The sequence below is a fragment of the Chryseobacterium sp. Bi04 genome, from assembly GCF_918698085.1.
In the GTDB taxonomy this organism is placed as follows: domain Bacteria; phylum Bacteroidota; class Bacteroidia; order Flavobacteriales; family Weeksellaceae; genus Chryseobacterium.
This window is the reverse complement of sequence record NZ_CAKKLP010000004.1, coordinates 87,808-111,845: the sequence shown is the minus strand read 5'-3', so window position 1 is coordinate 111,845 and position 24,038 is coordinate 87,808. Positions and strand designations below refer to the sequence as shown.

The 24,038-nt window shown below is 35.6% G+C and carries 24 protein-coding genes; 6 read left to right on the top strand and 18 right to left on the bottom strand.

Going from position 1 to position 24,038, the window contains the following annotated elements:
• Positions 1-3: 3 nt before the first annotated feature.
• The 4 genes from LQV47_RS08530 to LQV47_RS22555 form a co-directional block, all read right to left on the bottom strand.
• Entirely contained in the window at positions 4-333 is a 330-nt protein-coding gene (locus tag LQV47_RS08530; RefSeq protein ID WP_230035882.1) for a hypothetical protein, read from the bottom strand.
• Positions 334-353: 20 nt separating this feature from the next.
• Entirely contained in the window at positions 354-482 is a 129-nt protein-coding gene (locus LQV47_RS22490) for a hypothetical protein (RefSeq protein ID WP_290368641.1), read from the bottom strand.
• Between the two features lie 676 nt (positions 483-1,158).
• Positions 1,159-3,792, bottom strand: a complete 2,634-nt coding sequence (locus tag LQV47_RS08525; RefSeq protein ID WP_230035880.1) for a type I restriction endonuclease — start codon at positions 3,790-3,792, stop codon at positions 1,159-1,161.
• A 505-nt stretch (positions 3,793-4,297) separates the two neighbouring features.
• Positions 4,298-4,504 (bottom strand): hypothetical protein, encoded by a 207-nt coding sequence (locus LQV47_RS22555; RefSeq protein ID WP_354960569.1) that lies wholly within the window; start codon positions 4,502-4,504, stop codon positions 4,298-4,300.
• 283 nt (positions 4,505-4,787) lie between these two features.
• Here LQV47_RS22555 and LQV47_RS08515 point away from each other — a divergent pair, with 283 nt between their 5' ends.
• Positions 4,788-5,465 carry a type 1 glutamine amidotransferase domain-containing protein gene (locus LQV47_RS08515; RefSeq protein WP_230035878.1) on the top strand — a complete coding sequence of 226 codons (678 nt, stop codon included), beginning with the start codon at positions 4,788-4,790 and terminating at the stop codon, positions 5,463-5,465.
• Positions 5,466-5,606: 141 nt separating this feature from the next.
• On the opposite strand, the gene LQV47_RS08510 is transcribed toward LQV47_RS08515, so the two are convergent.
• From LQV47_RS08510 to LQV47_RS08500, 3 genes are all read right to left on the bottom strand, one after another.
• On the bottom strand, positions 5,607-6,017 hold the full coding sequence (locus LQV47_RS08510; protein ID WP_230035876.1) for a 5-fold beta-flower protein: 411 nt from the start codon (positions 6,015-6,017) through the stop codon (positions 5,607-5,609).
• A 153-nt stretch (positions 6,018-6,170) separates the two neighbouring features.
• Positions 6,171-9,653 carry a T9SS type A sorting domain-containing protein gene (locus LQV47_RS08505; protein ID WP_230035874.1) on the bottom strand — a complete coding sequence of 1,161 codons (3,483 nt, stop codon included), beginning with the start codon at positions 9,651-9,653 and terminating at the stop codon, positions 6,171-6,173.
• A gap of 19 nt (positions 9,654-9,672) precedes the next feature.
• On the bottom strand, positions 9,673-10,851 hold the full coding sequence (locus LQV47_RS08500) for a hypothetical protein (RefSeq protein ID WP_230035872.1): 1,179 nt from the start codon (positions 10,849-10,851) through the stop codon (positions 9,673-9,675).
• A gap of 746 nt (positions 10,852-11,597) precedes the next feature.
• Here LQV47_RS08500 and LQV47_RS08495 point away from each other — a divergent pair.
• Entirely contained in the window at positions 11,598-12,062 is a 465-nt protein-coding gene (locus LQV47_RS08495) for a hypothetical protein (protein WP_230035870.1), read from the top strand.
• A gap of 248 nt (positions 12,063-12,310) precedes the next feature.
• On the opposite strand, the gene LQV47_RS08490 is transcribed toward LQV47_RS08495, so the two are convergent.
• Positions 12,311-13,030: a hypothetical protein gene (locus tag LQV47_RS08490; RefSeq protein ID WP_230035868.1), complete on the bottom strand. Its 720-nt coding sequence runs from the start codon at positions 13,028-13,030 to the stop codon at positions 12,311-12,313.
• Between the two features lie 273 nt (positions 13,031-13,303).
• Complete coding sequence (locus LQV47_RS08485) at positions 13,304-13,867, bottom strand: transposase (RefSeq protein WP_230035866.1); 564 nt, start codon at positions 13,865-13,867, stop codon at positions 13,304-13,306.
• Positions 13,868-14,113: 246 nt separating this feature from the next.
• Here LQV47_RS08485 and LQV47_RS08480 point away from each other — a divergent pair, with 246 nt between their 5' ends.
• Both LQV47_RS08480 and LQV47_RS08475 read left to right on the top strand, forming a co-directional pair.
• A complete protein-coding gene (locus tag LQV47_RS08480; protein WP_230035863.1) occupies positions 14,114-14,590 on the top strand; it encodes a GNAT family N-acetyltransferase in 477 nt (158 codons plus the stop codon).
• A 212-nt stretch (positions 14,591-14,802) separates the two neighbouring features.
• Positions 14,803-15,291 carry a hypothetical protein gene (locus LQV47_RS08475; protein ID WP_230035861.1) on the top strand — a complete coding sequence of 163 codons (489 nt, stop codon included), beginning with the start codon at positions 14,803-14,805 and terminating at the stop codon, positions 15,289-15,291.
• Between the two features lie 233 nt (positions 15,292-15,524).
• On the opposite strand, the gene LQV47_RS08470 is transcribed toward LQV47_RS08475, so the two are convergent.
• The 6 genes from LQV47_RS08470 to LQV47_RS08445 all read right to left on the bottom strand — a co-directional run bounded on the left by LQV47_RS08470 (position 15,525) and on the right by LQV47_RS08445 (position 20,693).
• Positions 15,525-16,682, bottom strand: coding sequence for a serine hydrolase domain-containing protein (locus tag LQV47_RS08470; protein ID WP_230035859.1), 1,158 nt, complete (start codon positions 16,680-16,682; stop codon positions 15,525-15,527).
• A 72-nt stretch (positions 16,683-16,754) separates the two neighbouring features.
• Complete coding sequence (locus tag LQV47_RS08465) at positions 16,755-17,237, bottom strand: hypothetical protein (protein ID WP_230035857.1); 483 nt, start codon at positions 17,235-17,237, stop codon at positions 16,755-16,757.
• Between the two features lie 205 nt (positions 17,238-17,442).
• Entirely contained in the window at positions 17,443-17,937 is a 495-nt protein-coding gene (locus LQV47_RS08460; protein WP_230035855.1) for a CinA family protein, read from the bottom strand.
• Between the two features lie 55 nt (positions 17,938-17,992).
• Positions 17,993-18,262, bottom strand: a complete 270-nt coding sequence (locus LQV47_RS08455; RefSeq protein ID WP_230035853.1) for a heme oxygenase — start codon at positions 18,260-18,262, stop codon at positions 17,993-17,995.
• A 502-nt stretch (positions 18,263-18,764) separates the two neighbouring features.
• On the bottom strand, positions 18,765-19,325 hold the full coding sequence (locus tag LQV47_RS08450; RefSeq protein WP_230035851.1) for an AraC family transcriptional regulator: 561 nt from the start codon (positions 19,323-19,325) through the stop codon (positions 18,765-18,767).
• Positions 19,326-19,595: 270 nt separating this feature from the next.
• Positions 19,596-20,693, bottom strand: a complete 1,098-nt coding sequence (locus LQV47_RS08445) for an ionic transporter y4hA (protein ID WP_230035849.1) — start codon at positions 20,691-20,693, stop codon at positions 19,596-19,598.
• Positions 20,694-21,113: 420 nt separating this feature from the next.
• On the opposite strand from LQV47_RS08445, the gene LQV47_RS08440 reads away from it, so the two are divergent.
• Positions 21,114-21,332 (top strand): hypothetical protein, encoded by a 219-nt coding sequence (locus LQV47_RS08440; protein ID WP_230035846.1) that lies wholly within the window; start codon positions 21,114-21,116, stop codon positions 21,330-21,332.
• Between the two features lie 140 nt (positions 21,333-21,472).
• Positions 21,473-21,814, top strand: a complete 342-nt coding sequence (locus tag LQV47_RS08435) for a cupin domain-containing protein (RefSeq protein WP_230035844.1) — start codon at positions 21,473-21,475, stop codon at positions 21,812-21,814.
• A gap of 77 nt (positions 21,815-21,891) precedes the next feature.
• On the opposite strand, the gene LQV47_RS08430 is transcribed toward LQV47_RS08435, so the two are convergent.
• The 3 genes from LQV47_RS08430 to LQV47_RS08420 form a co-directional block, all read right to left on the bottom strand.
• Positions 21,892-22,350: a MaoC family dehydratase gene (locus tag LQV47_RS08430; RefSeq protein ID WP_230035842.1), complete on the bottom strand. Its 459-nt coding sequence runs from the start codon at positions 22,348-22,350 to the stop codon at positions 21,892-21,894.
• Between the two features lie 334 nt (positions 22,351-22,684).
• Positions 22,685-22,879 carry a cold-shock protein gene (locus LQV47_RS08425; RefSeq protein WP_047486471.1) on the bottom strand — a complete coding sequence of 65 codons (195 nt, stop codon included), beginning with the start codon at positions 22,877-22,879 and terminating at the stop codon, positions 22,685-22,687.
• 76 nt (positions 22,880-22,955) lie between these two features.
• Complete coding sequence (locus LQV47_RS08420) at positions 22,956-23,663, bottom strand: DEAD/DEAH box helicase (RefSeq protein WP_230035840.1); 708 nt, start codon at positions 23,661-23,663, stop codon at positions 22,956-22,958.
• Positions 23,664-24,038 lie beyond the last annotated feature (375 nt).

Here is a 24,038-nt window from a genome sequence, read left to right as displayed (position 1 = left end):
TTTTTAGTATTTGTGTCCTGCACGAAAAACTAAACCAACTTTTACCGGATTTTGATCTACATAATTAATTTTCTGTCTAATCACCCCGTTGCTCCATAACTCAATAGGCTTATTATCGTGTCTCCAAAACTGATATTGAGTTACATTTGAAGTTTTTGAACCTTCTTTAAGGAAGAAATCTAATAAAAATTCTTTTCTGCTTTCTGCAGGATTTTCCTTGATTGCTGTCACAATGGCTTTGCTTGTAAATCTTTTTAAATCACCAATCAGAGTTTCCGGTTTCTGCCCATTATACTTCTGAAAACTAAGTGTACATGGTTTGACATGATGCACCACTCTTGTATTTCCATCCCTTACGCTTTTAAACTTTCTAAAAGAATTTCTTTGTATTCATTTCTGATAAAAACAGCCAGCCAACCTACGACAGCAAAACTTATGAAGTATAATCGTTCAGGATTGTGGAATTTGTAATTACGACTCATCAATTATGTTTTTATAAAGATAAAAACTTAATGTGAAAGAGGGGTGAAGTAAAAACCACACGAAAGGATTCGTGCGGTAGCGAAGGAATTTCAACTAAAAGAATTGAAATTAGGATTTCCGATTTCTAATAATTAATTCCAGGTTTATAATTAGAAAGTGAAGGAAAACTCCTATTCCAATACAATATATTATAATATAATGAAAAGTGTAGAATATATTTGCCATTGGTGTTAATGGAGACATATTCCCCGTAAATATTGAAGATATAGCAGCAAGGGGGAATATAAATATCATAACTACTATAATTAATAAATCCTGACGAGAGTGGGATTTTTTGTTGTCAAATTATCTAAACTTTAAAAAATATTTTATTCTTTGAAATTCTTAATAATATTCTGTGAAAATACGGATTGAAAATTTTAAGATGTATTTTTACTTTGCATTTAATTATAATGATAAAAAGAAATAACACGTCAAGTTTTGTCGTAATCAGGATTTAACTTTGCTGTAGAAACGTTTCAAAAAGAGTATTATTAATCCTTAATTTATGTTTATGAAGAAATTAAAAGTAACCAATGGCTTCTATAAAAGCCAAGCAGAAAATAGCTAAAAGATAACCTAATAAGAAATGATAGAGAGGCTGTCTTATGTATTTTAAGACAGTCTCATTTTTTATTAAATTAGCTTTACTTCATATTTTTTATGAGTGTCATTAAAGCAGATAATTTCGACTTCAATTCTATCCCCAACATTATAGTTCATTTCAAAATCTCTATCAGGAATTAACTCCTTTCTTAAATAACCCACTCTTTCTGACTCTTCGAAACTTACAAAGATCCCATATTTTGTTATATTATTAATAATAACATTTTTAGCCTCACCTTTGTTGAGCTGTACATTTTCTACCATTTTTGTTTTATATCTACTTGATTCTATTAACTCGTTAGCTTTTTCAAAATCAAAGGGCAATGCAGTATAGCTGTCGATATAATTATTATAAACTTGATAATTATTTGTGTAATACCTATGTAAAAAATCAATTAATGTCTTAGCATTTTCTATTACCGAAGTTAATGATAAGTGTGAAGAGACTCCTTTCCCAGCTAGATTAGTTTGAATTTTCTGAGCTTCTACTTCTAAATCAATCCAAGTATCTTCACTGCATGTGCTTAAATACTCTATATTGTAAAGCAAATCTAAATGAATAGTGCCTGACGAATTTATAGATATTAAGTCATTATCTTGATATTTTTCTGTATCCTGACTTTCACTTATTATTAATCTCTGTCTTAAAAGTGTTAATAGCTCAAGTTTGAGTCTATTCTCCTCACAGCCTACAGCCATTAATTCATTTAGTAATTTCTGAATCGAATGAAATCCTTTAACTCCACTTTCTCCTTTTTCATTGGTTTTTTGTTGTAGCCATTTTAAAATATGAATTCTTGTGAATGGATTAGCAACTTTATCTTTTGGATCTGAAAAAAATAAGTTTTTTATCTTTGAAGATTCATCTTTGTAATACACTCTATCACTTCTGAAAAATACTTTGCTGATAATATGGTATGGCAAATTAATATCTCCCTTCTTTTGTTGAATTCTCAATATATCATTTTCAGATATATGACCACTTTTACAGAAATCTAAAAAGAGTTCTATTCCATATCTAATATTACTGCCAGCCAAACCAGCTATAACTTTTTTAAAGAAAGGGTTTTGGAAAAGAGATGATAATATGCATTTGAGATAAAAGAGTTCATCATTTTTAGGCAGAGAGACAGCTATTCCATTAGGTAAATAGTAATGTTGTCCATTTTCAGACTTTTCAGATAGTCGACTAGCATATTTAAATCTACTATAAATAATCTTTTCAAGTGATGGAGGAGTAATCCTAAATGTTAAATCTTTAATTACAGTATCTAGTGGCTTTTCTGTTCTGTGATGATCATAGGTTGTATCTCTCAAAGGTAGAAAAACTATTGCCCTAATCCGTTCTTTTATCCAATTTGCTACTTCAAACATAAGTAACTGCTCTTTAAGGTTTCTTTTATCACAGTTATCTAATACTATAATTAAGGTTTTTAAATCTTTAATTAAAAAGTTTTCAATAAGTGAGTCTAAAGTAATATCATCATCATTAAGATAATTCTGGATTTTATTATAGAGTTCAAAATTGTACTTTTCCTCATCTTTAATTAAAAATTTCGCTACTTTATCAAACTTCTCTATTTCATTTTTATAAAGTTTTTGTATGGTCTCTATATCATCAAAATCTATCTCTTTATAACAATCTTTAATTTGAGTAATAAGTGATTTCTTTACCCATGAATATATATCCTCTCTGTTTACTGGAGCATTGTTTAAGTCTAATCTTATCCATGTCAATCTTTCTCTAATATCTTCACTTAAAGCAACTTCTTTTAAATAGGTAGAAAATGTTGACTTTCCTGAACCTACACTCCCTATTAGGAGTAAAACTTGATTATTATATTTGTAAGCTTCACGAAGTTTTTCTATCAAAGGTTGTGGTTGAGAAGAGTCTTCAAGATGAACTGAATTCTCAACAGAAGGAACAATTTTTTTTCGAATCAGCTTATCTATGGGATTAATATGAGATTCATGCTTACTAATAGTTACATAAGCATTCTTAACAACATCAGCCATTTCCTCATCAACAATAGGATTAAAAAGGTGTCTGTATTGAATTGATATATTCTCTCCAAAGGTATTTTTTGTTTGCTTATTTTGAATAAACTTACCCCCCAACATAAATAGGGGTTTATAAAATCTTTTTGTTTTCCTAAGTTGTTGAGAAATACTTTCTACATGCTTCTTTATAGAGAGATAAGAATATTCTTCAATAAAACCGGTGGGAATGTCCCCTCCTATAGCTAAATCTTTTATCTGTAACTCTGCTATTGGGTTTGAATCATAATATCCAAAAAAAATTCTAATACCATCGCAAGCAATTACATACTTACAGGGATTTACATCTGTATCATAAAATCTATTTATTTCACTAGCATATAGACAGGCTTCTCTATAAGCCTCGTCAAGATCTTCATTGGGTTTTTTCGCTTCAATAACAAGGGAAGGTACTCCATCTATATTTATTACATAATCTGGATAATAAATTTTTGTTTTTGAGCCTTTGTCTATTTGGAATCTTTTAAGATTATGTTTTGTAAGTATGTAACTTGAAGAATAGTTTAGACCTTCGGGATAATTATTTGTTAAAAGTGGCAATATTACCTTTTGCTCTACATCACTTTCAGATTGTAGTAGTCTTTCATCAATATTATAATCAAACATAGAATAGTTTCTTAATTAAGAATGAGCGTATAAACTCAAATTTACAATTATTTTTTTTAAAGTCATTAATAAATTTAATTAGTTAAACTCCCCGCTACCGCACAAATCATTTCGTGGTTTTTACCATTATAAATCAAATATTCGAAAAACATCCAAGATCAACAAAGCCCCCACTACAAAGCCTGTAGGCACTTCCAAAGAGTCTGCAGGCTCTTTCCCCCGCTGCCGCACGAATCCTTTCGTGTGGTTTTTAGCATTATAATCAAACATTCTAAAAACAACAATATGATCTAAAGTCCTTTTTCATCAGAATAATCTATTGCACTGCTGTATCTATAATCTTCCGCACGGAAAACTACACCTGCTTTTACCGGATTTTGATCTACATAATTAATTTTCTGCCTAATCACCCTGTTATTCCACAACTCAATAGGTTTATTATCATGTCTCCAAAACTGATATTGAGTTACATTTGAAGTTTTTGAGCCTTCTTTAAAGAAGAAATCTAATAAAAATTCTTTTCTGCTTTCTGCAGGATTTTCCTTGATTGCCGTACAATGGCTTTGCTTGTAAATCTTTTTAAATCACCAATCAGAGTTTCCGGTTTCTGCCCATTTATACTTCTGAAAACTAAGTGTACATGCCAGCCTACGACAGCAAAACTTATGAAGTATAATCCTTCAGGATTGTGGAATTTGTAATTACGACTCATCAATTATGTTTTTATAAAGATAAAAAGTTTATGAGAAGGTGGTTGGAATAAAAACCACACGAAAGCATTTGTGCGGTAGTGAGGCGTATATAATACCACCAATGTCAAGACTGAAGGTCTAAGCGTCTTTTAGAATAATGGAAATCTATGACAGTGTAAAATAATTTCTATCTGTCTCTTTCTATTCTAAAGTGTGATATGGATCACATATAAATAGTGACTTGGATCCTTTTTTTAAAAGAATGATATTGCCAACTTTACAGTACTAATTAAATAAATATAAATGAGTAAAAAAGTTTTATTCGTGCTTACGAGTCACGACGAATTAGGGGATACTGGTAGAAAGACCGGATTTTGGACAGAAGAATTGGCAGCTCCTTACTATGCATTATCTGATAAAGAAGTAGAAATAACATTGGCATCTCCAAAGGGAGGTCTTCCGCCAATTGATCCGAAAAGTGAAGAGCCATCATCCCAGACCGATGCTACACGCAGAATGGATAATGATGAGGTATTACAGGATAAATTAAAAAATACACACAAATTATCGGAAGTTAAAAGTGAAGATTTTGATGCCGTATTTTATCCTGGTGGTCACGGTCCATTGTGGGATCTCGCTGAAGATAAGGTTTCGCAACAGCTTATCGTTGATTTTTATACCAATGAGAAACCTGTAGCATTTGTATGCCACGCACCTGGGGTTTTGAAGGATGTGAAAATAGATGGTGAATATCTGGTAAAGGATAAAAATGTTACCGGATTCACAAATACTGAAGAGGACGCCGTACAATTAACTGACGTAGTGCCTTTTCTGGTTGAAGACATGCTCAAAAGGAATGGCGGTGTATACAGTAAAATTGAGGACTGGAATCCTTATGCGGTTGTTGACGAAAGATTGATTACCGGACAAAATCCTGCATCTTCCGAAAAGGTGGCAGGAGAGTTACTAAAACTCATTTAAAAGATATTCAACATATCATTTATATTAGAAAAGCGGCAAAAGCCGTTTTTTTTAATATAAGTACGTTCATTCTCCGTTACCTATTAATTAATGATCAGAAATTGTTGGCTAAATTCCTTATGTTTTCTGCGGTGCTAAGGATCAATCTAGCTTAAAAAAGAAATAGACTACTGCTGCCCAGTCTTTTTTAACGCCTTTGGCATAGCCAATAGTACTGTGACTGCTGTTTTCTACCGTTCCATCATCTTTGATGTAACCCACGGTGGAATGACTACTGTTTTCTACCGTGCCATCTTTTTTAACATATCCTACGGTAGAATGACTTTCGTTTTCTATGGTGCCGTCACTTTTGATATACCCGATGGTCGAATGGCTTTTATTCTCGATCGTCCCGTCTGACCTGATGTATCCTACGGTGGAATGGCTGCTGTTTTCAATCGTGCCGTCCGGTTTGATGTAGCCCGTCGTGCTGTGGCTTCCCGACTCGATGGCTTGTGCACTTACCAGGAAAAGACTGAAGAGAAGGAAACCAGAGACTGCTGTTTTTATCATGATTTTAAAGTTTTAACGGGGTTATTATTTTTGTTTTGATGATGTATTAAAGATAGCGATTAATTAAAAAAAACAGCGCCACTTAAAGATAAGTGGCGCTATTTGAAAGATTTAAGGTCTAAAGAAACCTTTTTGGTATTAAAGTTTTACTATTTACCGCTTGATAACTTTCACCATTCTTACCAGGTCATTAGCAGCGTTCACTTTAACCAGATAACCTCCTGATACAAGTCCGGAAACATCAATAGTTCCTTTAGTATCATTGATTGCCTTCGTAAGTACCTGCTGTCCGGCTGCATTGTAAACCGATACCGACAGCATCTTCTGATCAAATGAAATGGTCAGGATATCCTGTACAGGATTGGGATAAACTTTCAGCTGATCTGCCTTTGCTGAAACTTCATCAACAGTTAAACCGGCTTTAGCGAAAGTCGAAACTTTATGAACAGTCACACTACCTGTACCACAGGCAACAGGTATAAAAATTTTCTTCTGAATATAAGTACCATCTCCTAACTGTCCCTTGAGGTTATAGCCACTGATTGCCAGAAATCCTTTATTATTTACAGCAAGTGTATTATTAGCTCCTGCTGCAATACTTTGCCAATCAGTTGCAGTTCCGATACGCATGGGTGTAGATCTGTCTATCTCTGTACCATCTCCTAATTGTCCCCAGCCATTATAGCCCCAGGTCCATAGTGTTCCATCTGTTTTTATGGCTAAAGTAGAACCATATGTGCCAGTCTTCACACCTTGCCAGTTGGCTTCTGTTCCTACCTGTGTCGGAATATTCTTTGAAATTGTAGTACCATCACCTAATTGTCCTCTGTCATTATACCCCCAGGTCCATAGTGTTCCATCTGTTTTCAGTGCTATCGAATGATCGGTACCTGCAGTAACAGTTTTCCAATCCGTTGCCGTTCCGATTTGAGTAGGGGAATTTACTGCTATGGCGGTACCATCACCTAACTGTCCTCTGTCATTATACCCCCAGGTCCATAGCGTTCCATCTGTTTTTACAGCAAGGGTATGAGCTTCTCCGGAGGCGATACTTAGCCAGTCTGTTGCGGTCCCGATTTGTACAGGTATGCTTTTGTTGATGATTGTACCATCACCTAACTGTCCCCTGTTATTATACCCCCAGGCCCAAAGTGTTCCATCTGATTTTATAGCAAATGTCTGCTTTCCCCCCGTTGCAATATCCACCCAGTCTGTTGCAGTTCCTACCTGCATTGGAATATTTCTCGTGGTTGTAGTTCCATCACCTAGCTGTCCTCTGCTATTCTCTCCCCAGGTCCATATGGATCCATTGGCTTTCATGCCTACTGAAAAATAAGCTCCAGCCTCAATTTTCATCCAATTATTTTCGGTCCCTATTTGTGTTGGGATATTTCTATTGATCATAGTTCCGTCTCCCAGCTCGCCATCATAATTATTTCCCCAGGCCCATAGCGTTCCGTCTTTTTTGATCCCCATTGAGTAATCAATACCTCCACTCACACTTTGCCAGCAGCCTGTTGCGGTGGTAGGAAGTGTAGTAAAGGAACCTCCCGGCATCCAGGCAAACGGGCTGAATCCACAATTGGATCCCACCCACCAATAGTACGTGGTATCAGGTAGTAAATTGGTCAGATTTGCTGTTGTAGAAGTAGGGGGAACACCTCCTTGAATACCTCCAAGTATTGGACTAGTACTGTAAAGATACACATATCCTTGACCAGGAGTCACCGTTGCTGCTGTCCAGTTTAGACTAGCCGTTTCAGAAGTAATATTGGATGATGAAAATGGTGTTGGAGGAATACAGTATCCGGGACAAGCCATAGCAGTTAACGTATTTTTGTTAACTTTTGTACCGTCACCTAACTGTCCATTGTCATTGCGTCCACAAGCTTTTAGAAAACCATCAAATTTTTGTACAAGAATATGACTCTCTCCGGCAAAAACCTGCTTGTTATCTGAAGAAGAATCTACTTGTGCAGGTGTGGTACTATTTCCTGTACTTGTACCATTACCCAACTGTCCAAAGTTATTGCTGCCCCATGACCAAACCGTTCCGTCTGTCCTTGTTGCAAATGTAAAACTATTTCCAACCGCTGCAGTTTGCCAGTTGGTTGCTGTTCCTATTTGTATTTGGGTATATTTTGAAATGGTAGTTCCGTCTCCAAGCTGTCCGTTACCGTTATTTCCCCAGGCCCATAGCGTTCCGTCGGTTTTAAGTCCTACCGAATGTTGCACTCCTGTATCAATACTTTTCCAATTAGCAGCATTTCCAATTTGTGTTGGGATATTTTTTGAAGTTGTAGTTCCGTCTCCAAGTTGTCCATAGTTGTTAATTCCCCATCCCCACAGTGTTCCATCGGTTTTTATCGCTAACGTCTGATAATTGGCAGCACGAATACTTTTCCAATTGGTAGCAGTACCGATTTGTGTTGGGATATTTTTTGATATGGTAGTTCCATCTCCCAGCTGCCCATAGCCGTTACGTCCCCATGTCCAGAGCGTCCCATCGGTTTTGAGTCCTACCGAATGTTCAATTCCGCCACCAAGACTTTGCCAGTCCGTTGCTGTTCCTATCTGAGTAGGAACCTTTCTGTCAATTAAAGTTCCGTCACCTAATTGCCCAAATGCATTATCTCCCCAGGCCCATAGTGTTCCATCTGTTTTAATGGCAAGAGTATGCTTATGGCCTACATAAATGCTTTTCCAATCATTTGTGGTGCCTATTTTTACAGGAACAGATCTGGCAGTTGTGGTTCCGTCCCCTAATTGTCCATCGCCATTAACACCCCATGCCCACAATGTTCCGTCTGTTTTGAGTCCTACCGAATGGTCTCCTCTTGTAGTAAGGGTTTGCCAGCAGCCCGTAAAAGCTGTGGTCTGTACATCAATAACATTTCTAAAAACAGGACCCCAAACACCCGTATTATCTTTGATACGGACATTAAATACATGTAAGCCATTAGCAGGTAAAGCAATTCCTGCATCAGCCAGCTGCTCAAAAGAGCTGTCAAAGTTTGCATCAGCAGCCAATAAAGCGGTTCCATTTCCCACACCCGGATCAGTATCCCAAAAATACTCAGCCTGAGAAACATTAATTACCGGAGATACCGAAGCTTGCTGGATATTAATGACATGGGTAAAAACCGGTCCCCAAATTCCCATATTGTCCTTAATGCGGACACTGAATGTATGCAAACCGCTACCCGGTGTAGCGACTCCTGTTGCACTGAGTTGTTCAATAACGCTGTCAAAAGTTCCATCAGCCGCCAATACGGGATTTCCATTTCCGGCTCCCGGATCAGTATCCCAAAAATATTCCGCCTGGGAAACAGCTATGATGGCAGAGCTCTGATTGGGCTGAACATCAATAATGTTGGTAAAAACCGGTCCCCAAACTCCCGTATTGTCTTTGACACGGATATTGAATTTATGTAATCCGCTGCCCGGTGTGGCAATGTCTGTTTTGGAAAGTTCTTCAACAACGTTATCGAAAGTTCCGTCGGCAGCCCATACCGGAGTTCCGTTTCCTGTTCCCGGATCAATATCCCAAAAATATTCTGCCTGGCTGATCAGTACTTGTGCCGGACACAGCATGACCGTCAACAAAGCAATTATACTGTAGATATAATTTTTCATATTGTTATATCATTAGAAATTATTTAGAAAAACCAGACCCGCTGATGTTAAATGTTCCACTGGTAACAGATCTTGGAGTGGACAGATAGTTTACCTGAGGTTTATTACCACTATTAGCCGGCCAGTAATTCATCCAGCTGTTAGAGCCTCCATAATGCCCGGCGTCGTTTCTTGTTAAGTCCAGATCAGTGTATTTTATACCAGGATTTCCGGCATTTACATTCATACCGGTTACCGTATAGGCTACATTGTCGAAGTTCAGGTTCAATGATCCTGAATTGTCATTTTGCGTCATGTTACCTTCTGTTACAAAAGCATTGGTGAACACATTATAGTTAGCTGTTATCGCAACACTATTACTTTTGTTTTGAATGCAGGCATTGGTCCCTCCTACTTCAAAAGAAGCGGCATTGTTCATCATAGCAATATTTCCCGAATTGATATTATTACCTAAGTTAACGTACAACGGAGCCGTATCTGCGGGAATAGGATTATAGATGGTATTGTTAATGATTTCGTTAGAGCTTCCGTGTTTAATATTATAAATATAAATACCGGCACAAAAATTATTGCTGAATTTAAAATTATAATTGGATTGTGAATTGGATATAAATGAGTTGGATACATTCCCGTAAACCTCAATATCAGATCCGATGGGACTGTTATCCTGCGTAGCTACCACGGCAATACTTCCTGCTTTATTAGCCGTACATCTACCGTGAGAAAACTTCAGGATTCCACTAATTGTACAACCGGAGATGTTAGTAGTGAAATTCACTTTATCTGTTAAAACATTATGCAGTTCACAGTTCACAATATTAACGAAAGTTCTTCCTGTACCTATTGGAAAATTTGCCTGTACATTATAACTGCCGTAATAGCCTGAGCTCATATTGCTGATCGTCACCGTTCTTCCCGTTGCCGGATTGATGCTGACATTTCCCTGAATGATATACTTGGCATAATTGGTTTCGGAAACAAAAGTCAGCGATTTGTTGATAGTCAGATTTTCTACATAAGCCTCTCCATTCGCTTTAGGCTGAATGATGATACGATCCCCGTCTGAAGCAGCTGTGATTGCTGTACTTACGGTAGGATAAGCACCGCCTGCTCCCCCATTCCGAACATATAGATCTGCTGCAAAAGCCATAGTACATGATAAGCCTGTGAAGGCAATGGTTAGTAGTTTCTTTGTCATAATAGTGTAAAAATTAATAAGTTTAAATTATATTGTTTGGTTTTAAATCATTCGTTAACTGGCATTTTCCAAATCACCCTTTTGCTGAGCACAGGATTATGGTATAAGGATTTAAATCAATGAATAAACATTGATTTTTAAAGGGTTGCATAGATCATATAGCATCATCACTGACACCCCATGAAACGTCCCCAACTTCAATAAAGACATTGCCGCCTCCAGATCGAAAGCAAAGTACCGGTTATACTTCATACCAGATATCCTTTACTTCTGATTGGCAGAAATAATCAAATAAATTCTATAGGTTCTATATGGGCTTATGGCGCTAAAGAAATTGTAATAACTTAGTGTTGTTTTAATTTGCTGGAAACAATAATTTTTGACGTATCCGTAAGAATAGGTACAGCGTAGTTTTGTTCATTTTTCATGATGTAATTAGTTTTCTGGTTAGTTTTTAGTTTTTTAAATAAAACAACACAATCTGTCATAATAACTTTATGTTGTTGATTACAAAAGTATATTTTTATTATGGATCATCAAAAATAAAAAGGATTTTTATCTCCACTCTCCTGTTCTCTGCAGTCTCCTGATTTTGAAGTATGTTCAAATATTTTTTTTTATTTTGCAGGCTTAAAGTCAGGAAACTTTGTACAACGGTTTCATAAAAATAGAGTCTTTTGATATTTTTTTACAGGATCTTTCAAAAGAAAGTCCTACATATTCCGTTTAATTCTTAAATTTAGCTCATGCAAAAGTATCTTTATCTCATCATTATATCATTCTCTCTTAGCAGTTGCTATACCTACCAGGTGAAAAAACAAGTGGATCCAGCGGCCAACAATAAGCAGGATTCTAAAAAGAATACAGCCCTTACTGGTACTACTGCTCCGCAAATGCAGAATACGGCAGCTGAAAGCCTGAACGCACCACAAGCCCCTGCTCCTGTGAATATTCAGGAGAAACTGGCAGCTGGTAAAAATGTTAAAATTGACGTTGAAGGCAGATCCTATAAAGTAATCGTTGACAAGTGGGAAAGCGACAGCCTGGTGGCACACCCGGTTCATAATCCTAAGAAAATTCTAAAATTTCATAAGAACCAGATCAATGCCGAGAAAATTGCCGAAAAACGATTTTCACAGCCTATAGCTGATATTCTTACGGTTACAGCTTATGCTGCAATTGGTCTTGGAATCTATCTTCTTGTCCGCTAGTTTTTTTAACGTTACTCGCTGAAGCCGCCTGACTTTGGAGTATGTTTTACAGGAATGTTTTTATTTTATTGGCTCAAAGTCAGGAGACTTTGCGCAACGGGGTTATTATAGAAAATATCAAAAGTTTTTATTTCGTAGTATAAAGCCTATCGTAGTGGTCAACTGTAAATTCATGTTTTTTCTGATTCTGTCATCTTTTTCCCTCTCAGAAAATTCTTTGAATCAATGGTTGATATTCATTCAAAACTTTACAACCCCTCTGATACAATATTCTCTAACCATTGCTGAGCAAGGGCTTCTACATAATCAACAAATGTCGTTACACGATTAATTGTGTAAAATGTATATTCTGATTGCCCTTTTAAAACTTCAACATTTTCAAAACTATGGTCAGTAGCAAAAAGTAAAACCTGCTTTGTGTTTGAATTATAAAAGGTTTCATTTCCATTCGCTTCTTCGGCGAAACAAACCAGATCTTTTGTGTCAATTTGTTTTACATTTTCATCTTTACAAACCTGGTCATATAGATCAATCCAGTCACCTAAGCCTTTTGTGAGTTCGGATTTAATAAAAATAAAATTCTGATTATCGGTAAGCATTTCAGTTTCTGTATCAAAATGGTTATAAGTTTCCTTTATACCGCCCATTTCATCTAAGAGTAACTGATGTTCAGATAAAATATCAATTTCAGTATGAATTTGTTCAATCTTGCATAACCAGCCACATTTAAAGCCATTCTTGTCCGTCCAAGTATATAGGTAATAGTTTGCTTTTTTGTTTTTAGATGTTGTTATATCAACACTCAAAATTGAAGTCGATTGTAGTAATAGTTGATATAAAGTTGGAAATGTATTGATAAATTCCGGACTAAAAGTTTTACTGATGATATGTTTAATTTCAACGCTATCATTTTGTCCTGCAAACCAACTTACCTCTTGCTTGAAATTTTCAAAATCATTTTTGTCCATTGTTTCTTAATTTAATGTTTTTTTTAACAGATAGCGTAAAATGCTAGCTGACGATGGCTGAGCAAATTTTGCATAAACTTTAACCTGTATTAATAACTTTTCGTTTTTAACTGCCGAATATACACTTTTAATTTTTTTTAAGATAGTCAATGAGTTGTTTGATCTGGAAAAAGACTCTTGTCTTTATTTGTCTAACTTATTTGACAGTTGGAGGTCTATTGACTAATTACCCCCCGCTACCGCACGAATCCTTTCGTGTGGTATTTAATACTATTAATCAAACATTCTAAAAACAACAATATCATCTAAAAGTCCTTTTTCATCAGAATAATCCATTGCACTGCTGTATCTGTAATCTTCTGCAAGGAATACTAAACCTGCTTTTACAGGATTTTGATGGACGTAATTAATTTTCTGCCTAATCACTCTGTTGCTCCACAATTCAATAGGTTTATTATCATGCCTCCAAAATTGGTATTGGGATACATTTGAAGTTTTTGAGCCTTCTTTAAGGAAAAAATCTAATAAAAATTCTTTTCTACTTTCTATAGGGTTTTCTTTGATTGCTGCTACAATTGCTTTGCTTGTAAACCTTTTTAAATCGCCAATCAGAAGTTCTGGTTTCTGTCCGTTTATACTTTTGAAAACTAAGTGTACATGACTCGACATAATGCACCACGCATGTATTTCCATTCCTTTACTCTTTTGGCAAAATCTTAAACCTTCTAAAAAAATTTCTTTATATTCATTTCTAATAAAAACATCCAGCCAGCCTACAACAGCAAAACTTATGAAATACAAACCTTCAAGATTGTGGAATTTGTAATTACGACTCATCAATTATGTTTTTATAAAGATAAAAACTTTATGAAAAAGTGATTGGAATAAAAACCACACAAAAGGATTCGTGCGGCAGCGATGGGTTTGTCATTTGCTGCTTAAACTACAAAAATAAAACCTTTATTCTTAAACACTTTATCACACTTAATTTAGTTCAAAATAAAATCTTTTATGAAGATTATGATGGGCAAAAAATAGACTAATAAGTTCTATATTTGAAGATACTTTAACCCATCACTCAATATGAAAGACATAAAATTAAGACCCACTCTGGTTACTGATTTAGATCTTCTTTTTCAGATTCAGCTTGACCATGAAGCCAATTATCTGGCAGCATTTACTTCACAGGATTCCAAGAATAAAGAAGCCTATCTGGCCAAATATACCAGATTACTGAATGATCCGACCGTCAACAACCAAACTATTATGGCCGGTACTGTGATCGCAGGAAGTATTGCAAAGTTTGTCCTGGAAGGCCATGCAGAAATCACCTATTGGATCGATAAAAGTTTCTGGGGACAAGGTATCGCAACAACGGCATTGAAAGATTTTCTTACCATTGAAGCGGCCAGGCCTATTGTTGGACGTGTTGCCTTTGACAATATTGGCTCACAGAAGGTACTGGAAAAATGTGGCTTTATCAAAATCGGTTCTGATAAAGGTTTTGCGAATGCCCGGCAAATGGAGATTGAGGAATTTATCTACAGGCTTGATATGTAATGCAAAGGAATGTAAAAAGCCTGGCAGCCAGAGTTAAACTTATTTTTCTGTTGAGCCTGTTCCAAACTCTTTGACTATAGAGATTACATTTCAATCAAGCCCTAGCAAACCGGCATTTGAAAATTTATTTCTGCCTATCGGTTTGTTCTTTTTATAAAACACCGTTCTACTAGCCTTTTTTATCTATTTTTACAGTAAAATAGATATAACCTATGAAAAAGATCATATTGGCCGGAATGGTGGCTCTGGGAGGATTTTTAACTGTACAGGCACAGTGTAAAGCTGTATCCACGATCACAGAAAATTTTGATACATGGAAAGATATTAACAAATGCTGGACTGCCCAGGCAGGAGGAAAGACAATGTTGTATGCCAGTGACAAAAAAATCATATTTTACTCAATGTACAGCCCGGGAGAAAATATGTATTTGGTTACTCCAAAAATTAAAGCTGGAAACTATAGTCTTAGTCTTGATATTTCTGACAACAGAGGAGAAACCACCCTGGAAATTTTCTCAGTAAGCAATACTTCCGATACCCAATCATATATTTCAATAGCGAAACCTTCCAAAATAACAGGAGATAAGAAAGCATTCAATATTTCTATAAAAAAAGAAACTCATTTAGGGCTGAAAGTTTTACTGAATGGGGTCCATCAGGCAGTGTATTTGGATAATTTTTCATTAAAACCAAAGAAATAAATTCCTGAATATTAATCTGTCACAGATAAATTAAGACTGGAGAAATAGAAATTCCATTAAAAAAGGATAAAAACCTGCACACAGCAGATCTCCAAAATCAGGAGGCTTTGGAGATTCTGAGAAATCAGGTTTTTGCTTTGTTCTTGAAAATCTACAGGTGGATTCTACTCTATTCAATACAGATTATTTAACAGCTTTAATATCATTCGATACTTAGGATAAATGAACTACTTTTAATTTTCTTTGATCCTTTTTGCCCAACTCTGGTAAATGGGATACCAGACGCGGTCTCCATTAGAACCATTGCAGACTATTACAATACCGCTCTTTGTGGGCAGGTGCATAAATACCCCGGCACTCCAGCCTTCATTCTCGCCGGTATGTCCAATTGTTTCAAGCCCTTCATAATTCATGAACCGGTAGCCCAGACCACTTTTTCCCTGATCAGAAAATGGTACAACCGATTTCTCCATTAATTGTATCGTTGTTGATTTCAAAACTTTATTCAATTGATCTGGATCAGCAGTTATGGATAGCTCAGCAAAATGAGCCAGATCCAGAACTGTGGTTTGCAATCCTGCCGCCGCCTGTTCTGTAAATATCCTGTTCTTTATGGGTTTCCCTGAAGCATCATAGGCAGTTGCAGAACCTGCCATCATATCTTCCGTCCATTCATAGTGGGTATGACTCAGTCCTAAAGGTTTAAAAACATTCTTCTCCATATAAACCGCGAACTTCTCTTTTGTTCTTTCTTCCAGCAGTAATTGTGCAAGTGTATAGCCACCACCCGAATATTCCCATTTCGTTCCCGGCTCACTAATCAGGCGTACACTTTCTCCGTTTCTTTTTGTCTTGCCAGAAAGTGACTCTTCTAAACTTAACAGTGGAACTCCCTGCTCTGAACCTCCATACCCATGCACCGAAAGCCCCGCTGTATGGCTGAGAATACGTCGTAAAGTAACTTTTGAGATATCATATTGAGATACAGGTAATTTCCAGCGTACTAGTGACTGATCAACTGGATCATCCAGCTTTATGAGCCCTTTTTCAGTCATTTGCATTAATCCCCATGCAGATACCATTTTGGATACAGAACCCACATTAAAAATAGTTTCTGTAGTGATTGGTTTTTTACTTTCCATATCAGCAAACCCGATGCATTGTGTCCAGGCTACTTTTCCATGTTGGATAACTGCTATGGCTACTCCGGGCACATGATTATTTTTGGTGGCTTCCAGACCTACACGCTGGATTTCCATATAGAGTGAGTCTGTTTGGGAAACAACATTTTCGGTATTTCCGGTTTCAACCACCTGTTTTGTGGCTGAACAGGAAAAAAGAAGTACGGTAAAAGAAAAAGCAACGAGCCCCTGTATCCTGTTTTTGATCATTTTTCTATGTATTTGTAATACCTTCCGTTTCAGAATATGGCAAACCATAATGAAACGTAAAGCCAATTTATATTATTTTTCCAAACCATAACCGTGACTAATCTGACTGCGAGTTTCCCAGTATCTCTTTGTAAATATTTCCGGATTAGTTTTAGTTTCCAGGAGTGATAAAATCCTTTTGAACTGGGGTTCAAGGTAAAAACCTTTGTTCAAATCCATTTTTCCGCCGGAGTAATAAATCGTAGCAGTGGATGTCTTATACTTTCCAAGTCTCACCATATCAACCTTCATCATATCATTCCAGGAAATAATATACTTCTTAAAACCGCCGACAAAACGTATCCCATCATTTGAAATAATAAGTTTTTGGCGGGTAAATAAAAACATGGAAACAGCAATAAAGAAAATCAGGGGAGCTAAAAAAAGCAGCCATCCTGCATTTTTTATCATGAGAACGTTAATCCCTAATACAAATACCAAAATACTTAGTATACGATAGGTTATTTTCTGCCATCGTGGTGCTGAAAACACTTCTTCAGTTAATAGTTCTCCCATATTGTAAATATATGATTTTCTGCAACAAAACGACATAATTCTCACCTATCAGATCATCCATAAATATAAAGTCCATTCATGGATCAACTACCTACCATAACAAAGCAAAAAGACAACCTTATATGACTGTCTTTTTATACTTAAATTATCCAATCCAACATTGATGTAGATTTTAATATTAGACCGTATTCCTGATTATGTCCAGCTAGATTAATATTTGGTTAAGGGCACTTTTAAAGCATCCTAAAATAAATTCTGTGTAATATAATTGGGCATCTAGACCCTGGGTTTTCTGATGAAGCTCTATACGTTTGGAAAGGATAGTCTCTCCTTTATAGCTAAATGAACAAAATGAAAAAACTTTAAATCCTGAATTTCTTACAGATGCAGCATATCCTGTAGATGCAATTCCCCAATCTGTTTCAAATAAGGCGGCCCCCTTTATAGCCATTATATCTGCCATCCTTTGAGTCTCAAAATCATTTTCCGGTGCTTCAATCCGGTTAATATTTAAAAATTTTACTTTTTCCGGTAATGTAAAGGTGGTAATCCCTCCTTTGTAAAATAAACTTGCATTGGGCATTTGAGAAAAAGACAGTTGTATTAATCCTGAAGTTACACTTTCTACTATAGAAACCGTTTCGTTCACTGTAATGAGCGAAGTACTGATATACTCAAGTAAGTTTTGCTGGAATTCCATGGTATATATTATTTAATGTTTATCTAAAATCTTTTTGAGCTATTAAAACCCATTGTCAAATGACATTATAATCATCCAATGCCGTGGCAAAATAATGTTCAATGGTTTCGTCAGCATTTTTGCACATCTGTAAAAGATCACCTCTTGAGGTATCTTCAAAAACAAAATCATCATGAACATCAATGAGAAACTCGGTCACCTTTTCTGTATTCATCAGGTCATAAGTCATTAAATCATTTAAGTTATCCAATCTGTGTTCTTCATTAAAAAATGGAATTTTACGGGAAATGGAATTTTTAAACTGAAAGAGATGTATTGTTTTCATGACTTATGGTATTGGGTATTAATGGAAACCAATCCTGTGTATTAAGGTATTATTTGGGTATTCCCTGCATTAAATTTATTGTATTTTTACCACTACAATATGGATAAAAAGGACAGAGACCAAGGGTTTCTATCCTATAATTAAAATCTTCTGAAACAGATCTACTATTTTTTCGGATTCTAATAAGCTCATTATGAAAATTGACTGTTTTTTTAAGGATTTTAACCCCTTTTTCATGGTTTATATTGGGTCTTTTCTAATTTCTCGGTGTATTTTTTATTCACCTGTCAGATTTTAATCTTTAATATCGTGAAAGTTTCATTTCCTGTTTTTCACCATCTGTAATTTTTCAGATTCTGACAGCCTTTGTTTATTATCGCATTAAGCGATTATTATAGAATCTGTACTATTAATATACAAGAATACTACAATACAAAGATGGATATTACAGCACACAGTACGCTACACATATTTATAATAATCTTGCATATATCACACCTTTTTACAAATCTTCTAAATTTCCAAGCCGTTTTTTCTTCAGCTGTTTATAAAATGAGGGTGAAAGTCCGGTGATTTTCTTAAATTGGTTAGAAAGATGAGCAACACTGCTGTAGTTGAGCTTATAGGAAATCTCTGTAAGATTAAGCTCATCATATAATAGCAATTCTTTTACCTTCTCTACTTTATTAATAATGATAAAATGTTGCAGGGTCATTCCTTTAACTTCAGAAAAGGTATTGGCAAGGTAGGTATAGTCGTATCCAAGCTTTTCACTCACATAATCCGAGAAATTTTCTTTGGGAAGAGCATCAGAATAATGAATCATTTCCGTCACTACATTTTTTATTTTTTCTATCAGAATACTTTTTTTGTCATCTAATATTTCAAGGCCTGCTTTAAGCAGATTTTCTTTCAATACATGTCTTTGTTCGGTACTGATATCATTTAATAATTCTATTGTACCCAGATCCACGACAGCACCTTTAATCCCCAGTCTTTCCAGTTCCTGATGGACAACCATTTTGCAGCGCAGGCTTACCATATATTTTATGTATAACTTCATGATCCTTACTGTTTACAGCTTGTTAATCATCATCATCTTAACAGTTATTCACTCAAAGTTACTCCATTAAATTAGAATACCTATGATTTATATAACAAATTGAAAGACTATTACAAAGCTTTCTTTTTTTATAGACGAAATTTACATACAACCAAAAATATTTACAATGTCAAAAGAAAAAGACGGGAAAAAGAAGACGGACAAAACACCTCCTCAAAATCAATAAAAGAGAAGCGGGAAGATAAAATAAACCCAATACAGATATGTTTATTAAGGCACTATTGTAATGAAAAGATAATTTAAAAATATAGCAATAAGTACAACTCCCTGCATAATATTGGTTCTGCCGGTTGCCAGTGAAACGGTTATAATGAAAAGGGACAGCCCCAGAAGGATAGTGGATTTAATATCTACTCCTAATGTCATTCTTATACCGGTTATTACAGATATAATGGCAATGGCCGGAATACTCAATCCAATACTTGCTAAAGCAGAACCGAAAGCCAGATTTAATGAGGTTTGAATCTCATCACTTTTTGCTACTCTCAATGCAGCCAGCCCTTCCGGAAGAAGAACTATACCGGCAATGATGATACCTACCAGAGATCTGGGAGCCCCCGCTGAAACCACTATATTTTCAACATCTTTTGAAAGGAGCTTTGCCAGGAAAACGACCACTCCCAAGCTTAAGAGCAACAGTACCCCACTGATATACAGCTCCTTTTTGGAAGATTTTTTTTGATGATCTTTTGCTGATATGTTTTCCTGCAGTTTATTTTGTGGGGAAATAAAAAAGCTCCTGTGCCTCATCGTCTGAATCATGGTAAACCCCAAGTATAATCCCAAAGAAATTAATGCTATAAAAAGTAACTGAAAGGAGGTATATTCGCCTCCGAGGTGACTTACCGTATAATTGGGCAGGATAAGAACAAAAATAATTACAGAAGTAAGAGTAATCAGGGCTGTACTTACTCCCTGCAGGGTAAAGCTTTGTTCCCTGTATCTTAAAGAGCCTATCACAATGCAGCTCCCGATGATTCCGTTCAGGATAATCATCACGGCAGCAAAAACCGTATCCCGGGCAAGGGTAATGGTCTCCAACCCTTTAGCCCCCATCATGATGGAAATGATCAACCCCACCTCTATCACAGTAATGGCAAATGCCAACAGTAAAGTTCCAAAAGGTTCACCCAGCCGATGGGCAATGACTTCGGAATGATACACTGCCGCAAGGACACTTCCCATAAGAAATAAGGTGAGGAGTATAGAATAATAACCAGAGGAAAAGACAGCACTTCCAAAATAAAAGAGCCAGGCTAAAATGGGAACTAAAAATGTCCACATCCATAAATATTTTTTTTTCTTCATAAAAAACAGCACTAATTTTTGCTACGATTGATTCGTCCCTTGAAAGGACTTTGCGGGTTTATATTTCTTTTTGAAAAGGGCTTGGATTATAGATTTGAGGGTTTAGAGATGCTAAAATTGGAAAATTAAATGACAAAAAGGAGATAGCCCAGAACTTAAAATTGGCAATTCAACGTAATATGGCACTAAGATACAAATTATCAGGCATTTATTAAAATAATACCAGTATCAATGCAATTCCAAAAAGCCACAGGACTTTTCCACTTTTTACAGGTAAGTTTCCCTCAGTTATAGAAAACAAAATGGAAGCTTTGTAATATGTGTGATATATGCAACATTAAAACAACAATCTACAATACAATGAATTACAAAAAAACCAACTTTGTATGGTAACAATGATGTTATACCAAAATCCACATTATGGACACAAACCACAACAAAGACAACGAATTTTCTAAAACTCCGGGAGACTGGATTTCACAGTCTAAACAGCTGAAAGAAAAATTCTCTACATTAACAGACCATGATTTAAAGCTTGAAAAAGGCAAGGAAAAGGAAATGCTTGAAAGAATTGGAAACAGACTGAGAAAAAATCGTGAAGAGGTTATGAATATTATAAAAGAACTAAATCTTTCATAATTATTTCCAAATAGCAATTAAAACCTATGCATAGAGTTATATCTTTCAAAAAGTTTTGATTAAAAGGGGGATGGAAAGTTAGGAGGTTCTATCCCTTTTTATGTACAGTACACCATTCATTTTACTTTCAAAACTAACCCATGATGAATCATAAAGAACTTGAGAAATCAAAAATACACGTTACCAGCCAGATTGTAGGCTACCTTTCCAATTCTGTACTAAGCAGAACAATAATAGAAAAGATAACCGGCAATATCAGTGCAATATCATTTGATGACGGAGAAGGGCTGCCAGAAAAGACATCCCCCTTTGATACTTTTATACAGATTATTGAAGGTAAAGCAGAAATAATAATTGACGGAATTCCTTATTTTTTGGAAGAAGGCGAATGCATTACCATTCCTGCCCATCAATCGAATGCTATCAAAGGGAATAAGCGCTTTAAAATGATTCTAACACTCATAAAAAGCGGCTATGAATAGCAACGTGAATAATATATCAAGCTTTAAAAAACATTGGTGTAATAAAATATTAGTCTATAATTCACAAATAGGATTCCTCACGAAAAATGATACAGAAAAATAACATCACCTGTATACGCAGGTTTTTGATGATCTCTGATTAACAGCTTTGCCTCAACCAGCACTTTTACCGTTCCTTTCAGATTGGTCACAGATTTCACTGTGGCTTGTAACTGGACGTCACTATTGACCGGAACTGCCTGTCCAAATTTAAAGTTCTCGATCCCATAATTGATTTCCATCGTTACATTTCTCACATCAGCAATTTGCTTCCAGAGATAAGGAATCAATGACAATGTTAAATAGCCATGAGCAATGGTAGATTTAAAGGGGCTTTCATTTTTTGCCTTTTCTTTATCTACATGAATCCATTGATAATCTAAGGTGGCCTCAGCAAATTTGTCGATTTGGTCCTGGTCTATTGTATGCCAGCCGGAGACTCCGATCATCTGACCTTCATAAGCCTTATATTCATTATAACTGTTGATAGTAATCATATTATTTGGTTGCCCCGATAGGGTCTGTATGTTGGATGAACATTTATTTTTGCCAGAGTCATTGGTACAACAACTTTGCTTCAAACCGATGTCAGTATTTTAGTATTCAAATATCAGTCCGAATTAATTAATTTCAAATCAATTAATTTCTTTTCAGCAAATTTTTAAAAAACCTCTTGCTTTATGCAAGAGGTTAATGAACACAATGTAACTTACATTAATGTTCTTTCAAACAATATTCCAGATACTAAAAGTGTATGGATTTTGAGTCTGTAAAAAAAATCTGACTGCAATTATGCAGTACATGATTTTTCACATCTGCAAACAGGTTTAATTATGCTAATTTTACGTTAACAGCGTTTAAACCTTTGTCACTTTTTTGTACTTCAAAAACTACTTTATCATTTTCACGGATCATTTTTGTGTTTAATCCTGAAGAATGTACGAATATGTCTTTACTCCCGTCTGCTGGAGAAATAAACCCGAAGCCTTTTGCTTCATTGAAAAATTTTACGGTGCCTTCTTGCATTGTAATTAATATTAAAAATTGTGTATATTTTGATCTGTAAACTCTACAGATTTATTTATAAAATAGCTGTTATCAATCAGCAAATCATTTTTTTTTTGCTCTCTTTCTCTACAAAATAGACTGACTGATCAATAATAGTTTGTGATATTGGATAAGTAGGGTTTCCTGTAACTTCTACAGGGTTGATGAGAATTGTTTCTGCAAATTTCCGTACGTTTAGCGGCATGGTTGCCGAAAAGAACAGGGTCTGCTTTTTCTGCGGAACCAGCTTCAGAATTTTTTTCACATCATTTACCAATCCCATATCAAGCATTCTGTCTGCTTCATCCAACACAAGAATCTCAATTTTAGAGAGATCAATATGCCTTTGGTTCACTAAATCTAAAAGTCTTCCGGGAGTAGCTACCAGAATATCCACCCTTTTTCTGAGTGCAGCAAGCTGACTTCCGGCTAAAACACCTCCATAAATAGAAAGTTGTGATAATGGTAAATATTTACTGTACACGCCAAAGTTTTCTTCTATCTGCAGTGCCAGTTCCCGGGTTGGAGTAAGTATTAGAGCCCGTATTTCTTTATGTTCAGGGGTATACCTTTTAAGTAACTGCAGAATAGGCATAGCAAAGGCAGCCGTTTTTTCGGCTCCTGTCTGTGCACATCCTACGATGTCCTTTCCTGCTAAAATCTGTGGAATTGCAGTATACTGTATTTCGGTAGGTTTGGAATAACCAGCTTCTGTAACAGCACGGATAATGGGATTGATTAAGTTTAAATTTTTAAAATTCATTATAAATTCCGGGCTTCCGGCAGTTTGTAAGCAAATCTGTTTATCAGAATTTGTGTTGATGTATTTTAGGATAAACAAATAAGGAATACTCTTTCTCAGCTTATCATTTTGCTTGCTCTAGCTGTAGCAATAATATTAAAAATATTACTGATTAACCTGCAATAACGTATCGCTCCTATATACAATAGGACTTTTATAATCTCTATCTTCCGCAATTGAAATAAGATTATAAATGGCAGCTGAAAAAGCAAAACTGAAAGAAAAAATTGTGATTTTAAACTATTACAGAGTAGCAAAGGCAGTGACCTGTTTTATAAACATCTGCAAACATACAATAAAGAAAGCAAACAAACCCACTTTTAATGAATTGATTAT